Raw genomic sequence first — 15,291 nt, forward strand, 5'->3', positions numbered from 1 at the left:
CTTTGAGTTGCGGTTGCCCGCAAGCTGTGTTTTTGTAATATTGACAATTAAGCTTCTACCGGCTCTTCAGTGAAGATCTTAGCAGCACTCTCCGTGAGAACGATGTAGTTGCTGTTCATGATATCATAAGTATTGATATCGCTCAGCATTACACTATCAACGGTAGGAATGTTCCTCAGAGACAGGTAAACATTATCATTGTACTCAGGCAGTACGAATAAAGTCTTACGGCCGTTTACATTTACATTCAGATTAGCCAGGATACCTGCAAACTGTTTGGTTTTAGGTGCATCCAGGTTCAGATCTTCCAGTACGATGATGCTGTTCTCTTTAGCTTTGGTAGACAGGGCAGAGATCTTAGCCAGATCTTTCACCTTTCTGTTCAGCTTAATATCATATCTGTGTGGCTTAGGACCGAAAATGGTACCACCACCTTTATACAACGGGTTACGGATGTTACCTTTACGGGAACCACCAGTACCTTTCTGTTTGTGCAGTTTGCGGGAAGCACCCTTCACTTCAGCTCTGGTCTTAACCTTATGAGTACCCTGACGCTGAGCGGCCAGATACTGTTTTACAGCCAGGTAAATAACGTGGTTGTTAGGCTCCACACCGAAAATTTCCTCAGGAAGCTCAATAGTCCTGCCGGTTTTCTTACCTTCTTTATTTAAAATATCAACTTGCATGTTACTTCTGGATTAAAACGATTGAACCATTGTGGCCGGGAACGGAACCACTTACCAGGATATAATTCTTTTCAGGGAATATCTTCAGGATCTTCAGACCTTTCACTTTCACCTGTTCGTTACCGGTCTGACCAGCCATACGCATACCCTTGAAAACGCGGGAAGGATAAGAGGAACCACCCACAGAACCAGGAGCCCTGCTTCTGTCGTGCTGACCGTGTGTAGCTTCACCCACACCGGAGAATCCATGGCGCTTTACAACACCCTGGAAACCTTTACCTTTTGAAGTACCTACTACTTCAATAGTTTCTCCTTCTGCAAATATTTCGGTGGTAATGGTCTCACCAAGAGCTTTTTGTACATCCGGGTTGCGGAACTCTTTTACAAATCTTTTAGGGGAGGTGCTTGCTTTCGCGAAGTGATTAAGTTCAGCTTTGGGAGTGTTCTTTTCTTTCTTCTCACCAAATGAAACTTGAATAGCGTTGTACCCATCAGTTTCTACTGTCTTTACCTGAGTTACAACGCAAGGACCGGCCTCGATGATGGTAACAGCAGTCTGCTTACCATTCGGTTCGAAGATGCTGGTCATGCCGATCTTTTTACCAATAATACCTTTCATTATTATATATATTTTACCCAGCGCCTGGGGGTGGATCTTGCTATCCCCAGGATGGGCGGTTTAAATGCTTTATTGGGCGGCCACCCAGAAGGCATGGCCTATATTTCGTTGAGTGTTGTTATCTGACCGGCAAAGGTGATTCAACCCCTCTGCCAGGCAACAACCAGTCATATTAAATCAAATCAGGCAGACCTTTCGCCCACCTGCCGATGTCCTACGCCTTGATTTCAACTTCCACACCGGAAGGTAAATCGAGCTTACTCAGCGCGTCTACTGTCCTAGAAGAAGAAGTGTAGATATCCAACAGACGCTTGTGCGTGCACAGCTGGAATTGCTCACGTGCCTTCTTGTTAACGTGCGGTGAACGCAGCACCGTAAAAATTTTCTTTTCGGTTGGTAAAGGAATTGGACCTGTTACCACGGCGCCCGTGTTACGCACGGTTTTAACGATCTTCTCAGCAGATTTATCTACCAGATTATGATCGTAGGACTTCAGCTTGATTCTAATTCTCTGAGACATATGCAATGAACTTCTTCTTGTTTTTACCCTTACAATTTGGGAGGGCAAAGGTAACCCGTTTTTTTTTACTTCACAAATAATTTGTGGAAAAATAAATCAGGAACTGTGAATATGAGGCCGGGACAGCCTTTCATATTACACAAAGAAGTATAGCGAGGATCAGCAAAATACTGTTTTTCAATTAAATACCAAAAAAATCATTGTACAGGCTGCCAAAGACAATGTAATCCCATAACCGCCATAAAAAAACAGGCCTCCGGGGAACCGGTGGCCTGTCCTGTCTGGGAATGCAATAAGCAATATTTCTCAACCTGTCAAACCTCAGATGGGTAAATTCCCCAACAAAGAATTCAGCAAGCTAAGACCTAAAGCCAATAACTGGTTTATTAAATCCATAGTTGTTGAAAAAGGTTTTCCATAAGGTGATGCCTACTCTCTTCTTGGTTTTCGGCAATCCCAAATGCAGACCACTTAATGGAGCATGGGCCTAAGTTAAGCGCATGCCCGGAAATAACATCCATTCATTTCATTCATTATCAGTCGGTTCGTATAGATGGAAAGACTGAACAGAAAATGAACAAAAGGGCTAATAATGAACAGGAATAGTGGTCTCCAGTACAAATAAAAAGAGCTCCCCAACCGGAGAGCTCCAATAACTTGGAACCGTTCAGCCTCGTGGCTGCTGAACGGATTCCTGGGGAACAAGGAAACCTAACTTTACAGGCCGCCTAATAAAGAATTCAGGAACGCAATAAGTGTTGCCAGTAACTGATTTAACAGATCCATTTACTTAGATTGTTGATTAATACCTACTCTCTTCTTGGTTTTCGGTAATCCCAAAGGTGATGATCATCTAATCCCGCCGCGAATTTAAAGGCTCACCATAACATTAAAACATTCACTTTCATTCATCTTCAATCAGTTATGTCATTCTGTTCAGTTCGTACACACTACTAAATAAGTCCGCTGCTTTTTGTCACCGCTGCGGCAGCCAACCACCTTGCAAAAAAATGCCCCGGCAAATTGCCAGGGCTTAAACATTTTAAATAATAATGCCCGTGTGTTACACAGCACGTAAGATCGTGTTCACAAATGCAAGGATTGCAGCGAGAATAGCAGCTGTCATAAAACTGAATTTAAGGGGTGTCACGCCTACTCTATATGGTTTTCGGCAAACTCCAGTCCGCAGTAACATCGTCCCCCGCGAACCAGATAAAGGTAAAGTGTGATCACTATTCAACTCTCATTCATTTGTATTCATTAGCAACCAGTTCATTCAAACTGTTCAGACAGCATGCCAGCCCGCTCTCCTCACATTACTTCCCCCTCTCTTCCTGTATGATCGCCCGCGCCCGCGCCGTTGGCAGGAAAATCTGGAAGCCTAAACCCAGATTCAACTGATGTGACGTGGTCGAATTACCCCCGCCTATAATCACATCATACTTCAATAAACCCTCCAATGCCACATTAGGCGTGATAAAATAAGATAATCCCGGCCCTATCCCCAACTGAACACCATTAGTCGAAGCACCATTCGCCGGATTACTGCCCCCAAATCCCGCATTCGCCTCTCCAAAGAAACGTACACGCTTCGAAAACTCCAGCTTGCGCACATTCGCATCGTGAATGTAATACCGGGCCAATGCCCCAATACCATAATTCACATCCGTTCCATTGCCTCCGGTGGTCTGAAGACCAAAATTCACATAACCTCCCAATGCAAGATCGTCCTTGATAAAATAAGCCAGTTTAGGATTCAGGTTGAAATGGAAAATGGTACTCTCCTTTTGAAAATTAAAGCCTAAGTCAGTAATGTCGGATCCTACCATGAGGTTACCTTGTTGCGTCTGCGCGACTGCGGTTGTGCCCAATAATGATGCAGTCAGCACAAGGGTTAATAGACGAATTTTTTTCATGTTCTGAATTTTAAATTGATAAATAGCTGCCATCAAAAATTATAGATGCCCATAGGAGCAGTGAAAATGTTAAGTCATGACTCTTAATAACTTATTGACATAAGTGGGATATGAAGGGGTTACCAAATTTAATGCCACGTAGCACTTTCAGGCAATAAAAGCTATTGAAAATGAATAGAATAGAGGAGAAAAAAGATAAACACACAATGGAAGCAGCCACCAGTACCCAACGGCATTGCGCACAGGTAAGAAATAATGCCCGGACAACGGGCATCAGCAGCTACAATATTTTCCCTGGAAAGACAGGCTGGAAGCAGGCCTGGCCCATTGCTTTACGGGCCATACCATGTGTGCAGACATGCTGTAAATGAAGAAGAAATGCCTTCCGAGGCAAGGCCTGGCCCGTTAATTTCCGGTCCTTACACTATGCGCACGGACATGCTGCAAACCAAAAAGGGATGCCTTTCTGAAGCATGCCTGCCCCATTAATTTCCGGCCCTTACACTATGGCGCGCAGACATGCCGTAAACGAAGAAGGGATGCCTTCAGGCACCCCTTCTTTTTATAACTCTGATATGAATCTGCTAATAATTAGTCAGCGTTCACTTTACCTTTCACTTTTGCTATTTCCTCTTCAGCGATGCTGTTCGGAGCAGGTGAATAGTGAGAGAACTCCATGATGGAAGTTGCACGACCAGATGACATTGAACGCAGCTGAGTTACGTAACCGAACATTTCTTTCAGTGGCACTTTAGCTTTGATCACCTGTACACCATTTCTCATTTCCATACCTTCCAGCATACCACGACGACGGTTCAGGTCACCCGTTACGTCACCCATGTACTGGTCAGGAGTCTGTACTTCAACTTTCATGATAGGCTCCAGCAGAACTGGTTTAGCCTTACGGCCAGCCTCACGGAAAGCAGCTCTTGCGCACAACTCGAAAGATACTGCATCGGAGTCAACCTGGTGGAAGGAACCGTCAAACAGACGAACTTTCAGGTTGTCCAGCGGATAGCCAGCCAGTACACCCTGGTTCATTGCACTTTCGAAACCTTTCTGTACAGGAGGAACGAACTCTTTTGGAATGGAACCACCGAAGATGTCGTTGATGAACTGGAAAGTCTTACCATCGTTCTCTTTCAGCCATTCTGGATCAGCAGGTCCGATCTCAACCTGGATGTCAGCGAATTTACCGCGACCACCAGTCTGTTTCTTGTACACTTCACGGTGCTCAACTTTAGCAGTAAATGCTTCTTTGAACGCAACCTGAGGCGCACCCTGGTTAACTTCTACCTTGAACTCGCGACGCATACGGTCAACGATGATTTCCAGGTGAAGCTCACCCATACCGCTCAATACGGTCTGGCCGGTTTCTTCGTCAGTTTTTGCTTTCAGGGTAGGATCTTCTTCTACCAGTTTCGCGATAGCCATACCCATCTTGTCCATGTCCGCCTGAGTTTTTGGCTCGATAGCGATGTGGATCACCGGCTCTGGGAAGGTCATAGACTCCAGAACGATCGGATTGTCCTCATGACACAGGGTATCACCTGTCTTGATATCTTTAAAACCTACAGCAGCACCGATATCACCAGCTTCGATGAAATCAATTGGGTTCTGCTTGTTAGCGTGCATCTGCATGATACGGCTGATACGCTCGTTCTTACCAGTACGGGTGTTCAGTACATAAGAACCTGCATCCAGGTGACCGGAATAAGCCCGGAAGAACGCCAGACGACCTACGAATGGATCGGTCATGATCTTGAACGCCAGTGCAGCGAATGGTTCCTTTGCATCTGGTTTACGGGAGATCTCAGCGCCAGTATCAGGATTAACACCTTTTACTGCTTCGATGTCCAGCGGAGAAGGCAGGTAACGGCAAACCGCATCCAGCATCTTCTGAACACCTTTGTTCTTGAAGGAAGAACCGCACAGCATCGGAATGATAGCGATATCGATAGTAGCCTTACGGATAGCTTCGTGGATCTCAGCTTCAGAGATTGAATTTGGATCTTCGAAGAATTTCTCCATCAGGGTGTCGTCGTATTCAGCAACAGCTTCTACCAGTTTAGCTCTCCACTCCTCTGCCTCATCTTTCATGTCAGCAGGGATCTCAACTTCCTGGTAAGTAGCACCTTTACCTTCTTCGTCCCAGATGATACCTTTCATGGTGATCAGGTCAACCACGCCTTTGAAAGTATCTTCAGCACCGATTGGGAGCATCAGGGGAACAGGGTTAGCACCCAGCATATCCTTCACCTGTTTTACCACGTTCAGGAAGTCAGCACCGGCACGGTCCATTTTGTTAACGAAACCGATACGAGGTACACGGTAACGGTTAGCCTGGCGCCAAACAGTTTCAGACTGTGGTTCTACACCGGATACAGCGCAGAATAATGCTACCAGACCATCCAGTACACGCAGGGAACGCTCTACCTCTACAGTAAAGTCCACGTGACCCGGAGTGTCAATGATGTTGAATTTGTATTCTTTTGTATCTGGCTGAAGCTTTCCCTGGGTTGTTGGGAATTTCCAGAAACAGGTAGTAGCAGCAGATGTAATGGTAATACCTCTCTCCTGCTCCTGTGCCATCCAGTCCATGGTGGCAGCACCTTCGTGCACCTCCCCTATCTTGTGGGATTTACCTGTATAGTACAGGATACGCTCTGTGGTAGTGGTTTTACCCGCATCAATGTGCGCCGCAATACCAAAGTTTCTTTGAAATTTTAAGTCTGCCATAATATTAAAATGACTGTATTACTAATGCAATTTGGGGGGCAAAGGTAAATGATTTTTACCAATAAATAAAACCTGGCGCCTTGCCAGATAGTTATTTAAGAATTCCTTTACAGAAGGGGATTTGCTCCCGTGATTAACGGCGCAAAGTTACACTAATTTCACGACCTGACCGCAGGCTGACATCTCCCTGAAAACCAATTGTCCAATTTCCGCTACCGGTTTTAACATTAATTCCGCCACCCAATAATTACCCATTGTCTTTTTTTCCCCTTTAAAACATATTTGTATATGATCATGTTAATGTCCTGACCCCATACCCCCAATTATTTTGTGTCATTGTCATGCAGGGATGCTGTTGCCGTTGTCATTAATTCACCCCCAAACATATCTTCAATGCGGACTATCTACAAACGATTCCTGCTGTTATGCCTTGCTGCCGGTGGCGTTCCGGCCGCCCGGGCCCAGCTCATACTCAACAGGCAGGTAAACGCCAGTACAGGAGGAGGAGGCTCCTCCGGTAATTACATCTTCCAGTACACCATTGGCGAAATAACCGTCAGCTCCCTCCAGAAAGGGAACATGCTCCTGACCCAGGGCTTCCATCAACCGGAAGAACTTCCCCCTGTTCCCGCAGGTACTGAACTGGTTGTCAACATGCTCCTTTACCCCAATCCGGCATCCACCAACCTGAAGATCCAGTTTGACCTGCTCTCCAACAATGCTGTAGCACTGCTCATTGTCAACAGCGGTGGACAGCTGGTACACCAGGAGACCCGGACATATGGCGCGGGCAGGATCCTCATCACGCTGCCCGTCAACCGATTCGCCGCTGGTATCTATACCGTCATCCTGAAAGCAGGTGGGCATATGTACCAGGAAAAACTGGTGATACAATAACCTCTCAAAAACAAACGATCATGATTAAAAAATTTACCATATGGCTATGTGCCACCGGAATGCTTGTCCATAGCACGTCCGTAACGGCGCAGACAAAAGGGATCAAGGCGATCAATACAGCGGCCGCCTTCCTGATGGTGAACCCTGATGCCCGTAGCAGCGGCACCGGCGATGCCATGACCGGACTGGAGGCTGATGCAAACTCCCTGTTTGGTAATGCTGCTAAAATCGTCTTTGCGGACGACTGGGGTGTCAGCGCTTCCTATTCACCCTGGATGTGGGACCTCAACAATAGCGACCAGCGTACCAACATGGGCTATCTCGCCGCCTTTAAGAACTTCAATAACAATACCGAAGGCGTTGGCGTATCCATGCGCTATTTTACCAATGGCACGCTCATCTTCAGAGACGATAACGGTACTGAACTGCAACGTTATAAGCCAAGAGAATATGCCATCGATGCAACGTATGCCCGTAAACTGGGGACCCGTTATTCACTGGCCATCTCCCTCCGTTACATCCGCAGTGATCTTGGCCAGGGTAGTTATAACGGCCTCCAGCAAAAACCCGCCAGCGCTGTAGCGGGCGATATCGGCTTCTACTCACAGAACTACGCGAAGAACGATCCTGCCGGTAACCGCTACTGCTGGGGTATTGCCTTTACCAACATTGGTTCTAAACTGAATTATACCGATGATAACAACCGGAGGGCTTTTCTTCCTGCTAACCTGCGCATCGGTGGCGGCTACTCATTTGTCAATACCGTCGAGCATCAGTTCACCGTGCTCGCAGATGTCAATAAATTGCTTATCCCCACCCCTCCTACATATAAGCTGGATGCAAATGGAGAGCCCACCGGGGAAATACTGGATGGAAAAGATCCGAACCGCAGTATGACATCAGCCCTGTTTACCTCGTTCTGGGATGCTCCCGGCGGTGTCCAGGAAGAACTCCGTGAGTTTTCAATAGCCGCAGGAATGGAATACACTTACCAGCATCAGCTATTTATACGTACCGGCTACTTCTATGAGCATCCGCAAAAAGGTTACCGGCAACACTTCTCCGCCGGAGTTGGTACCCGCATCAAAGGCGTTTCCATAGACATGGCTTATATCATGCCTACGGCTAATAGTCTTTATCAGCGACGCACCCTCAAATTTTCGGTTGCCTATCACATCGGCACAGGAAACCGTCAATAGATACCATTTTCATCACTCACATATCTATTAACTCCAACATATGAAACCGTATATGCTATTGGTCACGCTGCTCCTTTTAGTCCTTGGCACTACCCAGGCACAGCAGCGTACCCGGGACAAATTGTTCCCCTCATTCCAACAGGACTATTCAGCACTGCGCCAAAAAGAAAATAAACAGGCTGCTCAGACAAAAGATGCCCGCACCACCCGGGAGCAGATCTTTACAGACTATCGTCCCCAGCACAATACCCGTCAGGGCAGTGCCAATACATTAAAGGCGGGCAGCGCAGCTACAGGTAAAAACCCCTCAGATGTCGGCGCTGCGGAGGCCGTAAAAACAATTAAAGCCAGAGAGGTTAATTTGCCGGCACCCCAAACGCCCCCTACACAGGGCAATGAATCTGAGAGGAATAATAGTCCGTTAAAAACAGCGCCTCCAATTATAACTGCCCCGGCGAAAGGAGCCGTTCCAACCGCCGCCCCGGCAAAGAGATCATTCGAACGTAAGAAACAGTAAATCCCCTGTAAGCATACAAAACACATTGTCATGAAGAAATTATATCTCCTGCTTATACTCCTGGCCGCCACCTGCTACGGTGCCTATGCCCAGAACGGGCTTTCAGGTACAAATTACCAGGCGGTAGTTCGTAACCCCAACGGTACGCTGGTTGCCAATAAGGATATTACGGTGCGTATTTCCATTCTGGGCGGTTCTGCTGTCGGCCCTGTGCAATATGAAGAAACCCATGAGGTGGCAACCAGTGCCCTCGGATTATTCAATGTTAAAGTTGGTAAAGGGAATGCCACCACCGGCACTTTTGCCGGCGTACCCTGGGCCAATGCAAACCAATATCTGAAAGTAGAAGTGAATACCGGTAGCGGTTTCGTGAATCTGGGCGCATCAGAACTAATGAGCGTTCCTTACGCCCTTTATGCGGCTAACGGTAACCCCGGTCCTGCAGGTCCTCAGGGTCCTGCTGGTCCTCAAGGACCGGCTGGACCGGCGGGAGCAGCTGGACCTGCGGGACCAGTTGGCCCTATCGGCCCCGTTGGTCCTGCCGGCGCACAGGGTAATCCCGGTCCTATAGGTCCCGTTGGGCCCGCCGGTGCTATCGGACCGGTTGGTCCTGCAGGTCCTGCAGGTGCTCCGGGTCCAGTTGGCCCTATCGGTCCTATTGGACCTGTTGGACCTGCCGGTGCACAAGGTGATCCTGGCCCTGCTGGTCCTGTAGGCCCTGCTGGTGCCCCGGGTCCTATTGGACCTGTCGGACCTGCCGGTGCACAAGGTGATCCTGGTCCTGCCGGCCCTGTGGGCCCTGTGGGTCCCGCTGGTGCGATCGGTCCTGTTGGTCCTGTAGGCCCTGCTGGTGCTCCGGGTCCCATTGGCCCTATCGGCCCTATTGGACCTGCGGGTGCACAAGGTGATCCTGGCCCTGCTGGTCCTGTAGGCCCTGCTGGTGCCCCGGGTCCTATTGGACCTGTCGGACCTGCCGGTGCACAAGGTGATCCTGGGCCTGCCGGCCCTGTGGGCCCTGTTGGTCCCGCTGGTGCGATTGGCCCTGCTGGTCCCGTTGGTCCTGCTGGTGCTCCCGGTCCCATTGGCCCTATCGGTCCTATTGGGCCTGTTGGCCCTGCCGGTGCACAGGGTGATCCCGGTCCCGCCGGCCCTGTTGGTCCAGTTGGACCCGCTGGTGCGATCGGCCCGGTTGGTCCCGCTGGTCCTGCTGGTGCTCCGGGTCCAGTTGGCCCTATCGGTCCTGTTGGACCTGTTGGACCCGTCGGTGCGATCGGCCCGGTTGGTCCCGCTGGCCCTGCTGGTACTCCGGGTCCAGTTGGCCCTGTCGGTCCTATTGGCCCCGTTGGCCCTGCCGGTGCACAGGGTGATCCCGGTCCCGCCGGTCCGGTTGGGCCTATTGGACCTATTGGCCCAGCAGGTCCCGTTGGTCCCGCCGGCCCCGTTGGACCTGCTGGCCCTGCAGGCGATATTAACGGTGTACCCGCAGGCGGTGATCTGAGCGGTACCTACCCTAATCCTGTAGTAGCCGACGGTGTTATCACCCTCGCTAAACTGGCTTCCGGTGTGATACCAGCTTCCCTGCCTCCCGAAGGCGCTGCAGGAGGTGATCTTGGTGGTACTTATCCAAATCCGAATGTAGTTCGTCTGCAAAATATACCTGTATCCAATGCAGCACCTGTCGCCGGACAAATATTAAAATACGATGGTGCAAGCTGGACGCCTTCTCCACTGGGTGGCGGCGGATTTTCTTTACCATACGTTACGACCGAAAATAACGCAGCCACACTGTTTTCCATCACCAACGACGGAGACGGCACTTCTATAGAAGGCGTTAACAATACCACCACCAGCAATGTTGCTGCGGTGCGAGGTCTGATAACCAGCACCTCTCCCGGCGGATTTTCGGCCGCTGTAAGAGGAGTCAACAATGGTACCGGCGGTCTGGGTGTGGGTGTTTATGGATCTCAGAACGGCTCCGGATGGGGAGTGTATGGCGTAACACCAAACGGTCTGGGCGTATATGGTAATGCTTCCGCCAACGGTATCGGCGTATATGCAAATAGCAATACCGGGACAGGCCTGACCGCCACTTCAAACAATGGTATTCCCGCCAGCATATCTATTTTTAACAATGCGAATAATAATAACGCATTAAGTGTCTCATCGGTAGGCAATGGTACTGTGGTCAATGTAACTACTTCAGGTAATGGGGCTGGCGTACGTAGCAGCACCGCTGCAGGTTTTGGTTTGCATGGCATTACCAGCTCGCCGACTTCAGCCGGCGTGGTGGGTGATAATAATGGCGGCGGTGAGGCCGTTGTAGGCCGTACCACTTCAGATGCAACAGGTGCAGTAGTCGGTCGTAATGACGGGGGAGGTTATGGTGTAAGAGGTTTCGTTGCCACCAACAACAGTAACACCGGCATAGGTGTATTCGGACAGGTAGGCGTAGGCGGTAGTACTGGCCGGGCCGGTAGGTTTGAGAACAGCAATCAGACTAATACAGAAGCAAACACCCTGGAGGTAGTTAGTAACGGCAATGGTAATATTCCTGATAACACACTCGGTAACGCCAGCTCTTTCCTCCTGAATAATACTAATAGTGTAGGTGCAGCCGTAAGAGCAGAGGTAAATACCATCTTCGGCAACTTTGGCGCAGCAGGTATTTTCGGTATTTCATCTGGTACGGGTGGCCGCGCAGGGCTTTTTTATGCTTCCAACCCTTCAGGTAATGGCGCAGCCCTGATATCGCTGACGGACGGGAATGGTAATGCTATCACTGCCAATGCCGGTAAAGATGGTAATGGCGTGGAGACCAATATCGACGGGGCCGGCAATGCCCTATACGCCTGGGTACCTACATTTTCTACAGGCCGGGCAGGCAGATTCGAGATCTTTAATGAAAGCAACACAAACGACGTCATTACGGTAAAGACTGTTGGTAATGGTACAGCAGGCAACTTTATGGTAGACAAGACCACGGCTACATCTCCGGCAGTAAAAGGAGAGGTAAATTCAATGTTCGCCAACTTCGGCACTGCAGGTATATTTGGTGAGTCATCCGGCACCGGTGGTTATGCGGGACTGTTCTATTCGTCCAATCCTGGCGGTAATGGCCCTGCGGTTGTTGCACTGACTGAAGGTACCGGTAATGCTATCACTGCCAATGCAGGTGGCAATGGCGACGGCGTGGAGGCCAGTTGCGACGGATCTGGCAACGCCATATCCGGTTTCGTGCCCAATTTCGGAACAGGTAAAGCCGGCCGCTTTGCCAATTTCAACAATGCCAACTCCCAGCCTGTGGTACACATCACTACTACCGGTACCGGCGCTACACAGCTGATCAACCACCAGGGACCGTCAGGTAGTATTGCGGTATTTCAGAGCAGCAGTGTTAATGTAGCCCGCATTAATAAGGCAGGAAGAGGCTTCTTCAATGGCGGTACCCAGAACAGTGGTGCTGACGTGGCGGAAGCATTTGATGTGACCGGAAATGTGCAGGCTTATAGTCCGGGTGATGTGCTGGTAATAGCAGCAGACGCCGACAGAACCGTTGAGCTATCTTCCAAACCGTATTCCACCCTGGTAGCAGGTGTGTATGCAACCAAACCGGGGGTACTATTAACAGAGGAAGATATTGATAGTGATCTGGATGATAAAGTACCAATGGGTGTTATAGGCGTGATTCCTACAAAAGTATGTGGCGAGAATGGTCCTATCCGCAGGGGAGATCTGCTCGTAACTTCCAGCAAAGCAGGACATGCAATGAAGGCAGACCTGGATAAGGTTAAACCTGGTCAGGTAATTGGTAAGGCCCTTGAAAACTTTAATGGGGAAGGTCCCGGGAAGATCAGGGTATTGGTTAACGTCAGATAAATAGTAAGTACTACAACTTCAAAGCGGCTGGATGACGGAATGTTATCCGGCCGTTTTATTTCTCAGTTATCTGTGTGTATTCAGACTGGAAGATTCGCTAATGGAGATGATCGTTCCTTAGTACTGCTCCATCCCTGTGGCAATAGAGCTCTCCAATAACCCAAGCTCTCGTACGACATGCTCTCCTGGCGTCTACTTGCTTTCTTATAGCATAAGCTTTTGTGTGACATATGCTCTCATAGCGTGTACCTGCTCTCTATAGCTTAAGCCCTCGCATGGGAAGTGCTCTCATAGCGTATACCTGGTATATTCTCTTTCTACCGGCCCTAACGGCGTATGCTTTCTTCAAGGCGATGCTCCTGCCAATGACACTCCTTTTACAATCAGGCCGCTCTTTCTACAGCAGTCCAGCCATAAGACGATATATGTATCCGGTCATACCGGGCACAAAAAAAGAGAACATCCCCCGGTATAGCCCGGAGGATGTTTCCCTTATATCTTTATAAACCATCTACCTTAAGCGGTAGTAGATTTTAGATCCTGAAGTGGGAGAATGCCTTGTTAGCTTCAGCCATACGGTGAGTATCTTCTTTCTTTTTGAAAGCAGCACCTTCACCTTTGCTTGCAGCTACGATTTCGTTAGCCAGTTTCTCAGCCATGCTCTTACCATTCCTTTCACCAGCGTAACGGATTAACCATTTCATACACAGGGAGATCTTTCTGTCAGGACGAACCTCAGAAGGGATCTGGAAGGTAGCACCACCGATACGACGGCTTCTAACTTCTACAGAAGGAGTTACGTTTGCCAGAGCTTTCTTCCAAACCTCGTAACCGTTTTCACCGGTGATCTGGCTTACTCTGTCAATTGAATCATAAAATATCCTATAGGCAATGCTCTTTTTGCCCTGTTCCATCACGTTGTTAACAAACCTGGTAACCAGCTTGTCGTTAAAGCGCGGATCCGGAGCCAAAGGCATCTTTTTTGCAGCTTGCTTTCTCATTTATCTGAAAAATTTCAACTATTTGTAAATGTATTATTTCTTAGCCTTTTCCTTTTTGGTACCATACTTGGAACGGCTCTGCTTTCTATCTTTCACACCAGCAGTATCCAGGGAACCACGTACGATATGGTAACGAACACCTGGCAGATCTTTTACCCTACCACCACGGATCAGCACGATGGAGTGTTCCTGCAGGTTATGTCCTTCACCAGGGATGTAAGCGATCACCTCTACTTTATTGGTCAAACGCACCTTTGCAACCTTGCGCAGCGCAGAGTTAGGCTTTTTAGGAGTGGTTGTGTACACACGAGTACAAACACCACGACGCTGAGGACAGCTATCTAAAGCCCTGGACTTGGATTTAGCCCGGATAATTTCTCTTCCTTTTCTTACTAATTGTTGTATAGTAGGCATTCTACCTAAGTTTTTTTTCTGTCGGTTTACAATGACATCCAAATCACCCAGAATGGGAATTTGGGAGGGCAAAGGTACATTTCTCCATGTTAATAACAAAATGTTTTAAACATTTTTTTGGAGAGGCCCCGCTAGTGACCTGACAGATCGGCCACAATGTCTTTCCATTCCTGGTCTAATGATACTTCCGGCATTTTCCGGCCTGCCCTGGCATACCAATAACGGGCATTGCCACGGTCCCCTTCTTTCCTGTGAAGATAAGCATGCACCCAGGCGGCTGTATCGTCTTCCAGGTGTTCTATTATATCATGCGCTTTTTGCCAGTTTCCTTTACCTTCCCACCAAAGGGAGGTCAGATAAGATGAGATGCCTGCGGGAGGCGTATCCTGGCTGAGGGAGTCCAGAAAAGCTGAAAGTGTCATCCTGCAAAGATGCATTTTTTCCCCGTGAATGCCTAGCCTATTGGCCCACTCTCCCACAAAATGTTCGGAACAATCAACCAAACCTGTCTAATTGCACCCATTATGGGCAGATTTACTCTTTTAAGCTTCGGTTTTAGTCCGCTTTGATACCGCTTTGATACCGCTAATCCTACGTTGATCCTACGTTCATGAACGTAGGATCAACGTAGGATTAGCGGTATCAAAGCGGCATCAAAGCGGCAAAATAACCACCTTGTCTTAGTACAGAAAAACTTTACAGTTTTTGCAAGAAGTTTCAGGATTGACTTTACAGGTTATTGAAATAATTCATTATTTGCTTTACAGATGCGCAAATTAAGCTTTACAGATGTGCAAATTAAGCTTTACACTGCTATTTCTGTTGTTTTTACCTTCTTTTTAGCGATCCATCTTCGCTTTAATGCTCCACTGGCTAAATGAGCCTGATTAGGCGTCAGATTATTGCA

General features: G+C 48.5%; 13 protein-coding genes. 5 read left to right on the top strand and 8 right to left on the bottom strand.

Features of this window, described 5'->3' with window-relative positions:
• Positions 1-47: 47 nt before the first annotated feature.
• The 4 genes from rplD to L3C95_RS23040 all read right to left on the bottom strand — a co-directional run bounded on the left by rplD (position 48) and on the right by L3C95_RS23040 (position 3,741).
• Positions 48-686, bottom strand: a complete 639-nt coding sequence (gene rplD / locus L3C95_RS23025) for a 50S ribosomal protein L4 (protein ID WP_199657757.1) — start codon at positions 684-686, stop codon at positions 48-50.
• 1 nt (position 687) lies between these two features.
• Positions 688-1,308, bottom strand: a complete 621-nt coding sequence (gene rplC, locus L3C95_RS23030; RefSeq protein WP_176842418.1) for a 50S ribosomal protein L3 — start codon at positions 1,306-1,308, stop codon at positions 688-690.
• A 211-nt stretch (positions 1,309-1,519) separates the two neighbouring features.
• Positions 1,520-1,825 (bottom strand): 30S ribosomal protein S10, encoded by a 306-nt coding sequence (gene rpsJ / locus L3C95_RS23035; RefSeq protein WP_012789286.1) that lies wholly within the window; start codon positions 1,823-1,825, stop codon positions 1,520-1,522.
• 1,316 nt (positions 1,826-3,141) lie between these two features.
• Positions 3,142-3,741 (bottom strand): porin family protein, encoded by a 600-nt coding sequence (locus L3C95_RS23040; RefSeq protein WP_236391080.1) that lies wholly within the window; start codon positions 3,739-3,741, stop codon positions 3,142-3,144.
• Between the two features lie 170 nt (positions 3,742-3,911).
• Here L3C95_RS23040 and L3C95_RS23045 point away from each other — a divergent pair, with 170 nt between their 5' ends.
• On the top strand, positions 3,912-4,112 hold the full coding sequence (locus L3C95_RS23045; protein WP_236391082.1) for a hypothetical protein: 201 nt from the start codon (positions 3,912-3,914) through the stop codon (positions 4,110-4,112).
• A 220-nt stretch (positions 4,113-4,332) separates the two neighbouring features.
• Here the strand turns inward: L3C95_RS23045 and fusA are convergent, their stop codons facing one another.
• A complete protein-coding gene (gene fusA / locus L3C95_RS23050; RefSeq protein ID WP_236391084.1) occupies positions 4,333-6,480 on the bottom strand; it encodes an elongation factor G in 2,148 nt (715 codons plus the stop codon).
• A 393-nt stretch (positions 6,481-6,873) separates the two neighbouring features.
• Here fusA and L3C95_RS23055 point away from each other — a divergent pair, with 393 nt between their 5' ends.
• From L3C95_RS23055 to L3C95_RS23070, 4 genes are read left to right on the top strand one after another with little or no spacing between them, the layout of a single operon-like run.
• Positions 6,874-7,377 carry a T9SS type A sorting domain-containing protein gene (locus L3C95_RS23055; RefSeq protein ID WP_236391086.1) on the top strand — a complete coding sequence of 168 codons (504 nt, stop codon included), beginning with the start codon at positions 6,874-6,876 and terminating at the stop codon, positions 7,375-7,377.
• 20 nt (positions 7,378-7,397) lie between these two features.
• Entirely contained in the window at positions 7,398-8,576 is a 1,179-nt protein-coding gene (gene porV / locus L3C95_RS23060) for a type IX secretion system outer membrane channel protein PorV (RefSeq protein WP_236391088.1), read from the top strand.
• Positions 8,577-8,616: 40 nt separating this feature from the next.
• Positions 8,617-9,093 carry a hypothetical protein gene (locus L3C95_RS23065; RefSeq protein ID WP_236391090.1) on the top strand — a complete coding sequence of 159 codons (477 nt, stop codon included), beginning with the start codon at positions 8,617-8,619 and terminating at the stop codon, positions 9,091-9,093.
• A gap of 30 nt (positions 9,094-9,123) precedes the next feature.
• A complete protein-coding gene (locus tag L3C95_RS23070) occupies positions 9,124-12,969 on the top strand; it encodes a hypothetical protein (protein ID WP_236391092.1) in 3,846 nt (1,281 codons plus the stop codon).
• A gap of 533 nt (positions 12,970-13,502) precedes the next feature.
• On the opposite strand, the gene rpsG is transcribed toward L3C95_RS23070, so the two are convergent.
• The 3 genes from rpsG to L3C95_RS23085 all read right to left on the bottom strand — a co-directional run bounded on the left by rpsG (position 13,503) and on the right by L3C95_RS23085 (position 14,806).
• Positions 13,503-13,970, bottom strand: coding sequence for a 30S ribosomal protein S7 (gene rpsG / locus L3C95_RS23075; protein ID WP_236391094.1), 468 nt, complete (start codon positions 13,968-13,970; stop codon positions 13,503-13,505).
• A gap of 33 nt (positions 13,971-14,003) precedes the next feature.
• Complete coding sequence (gene rpsL / locus L3C95_RS23080; protein WP_012789278.1) at positions 14,004-14,384, bottom strand: 30S ribosomal protein S12; 381 nt, start codon at positions 14,382-14,384, stop codon at positions 14,004-14,006.
• Positions 14,385-14,515: 131 nt separating this feature from the next.
• Positions 14,516-14,806 carry a hypothetical protein gene (locus L3C95_RS23085; RefSeq protein WP_236391096.1) on the bottom strand — a complete coding sequence of 97 codons (291 nt, stop codon included), beginning with the start codon at positions 14,804-14,806 and terminating at the stop codon, positions 14,516-14,518.
• Between the last annotated feature and the right edge of the window lie 485 nt (positions 14,807-15,291).

The organism is Chitinophaga filiformis (assembly GCF_021646545.1).
Taxonomy (GTDB): domain Bacteria; phylum Bacteroidota; class Bacteroidia; order Chitinophagales; family Chitinophagaceae; genus Chitinophaga; species Chitinophaga filiformis_A.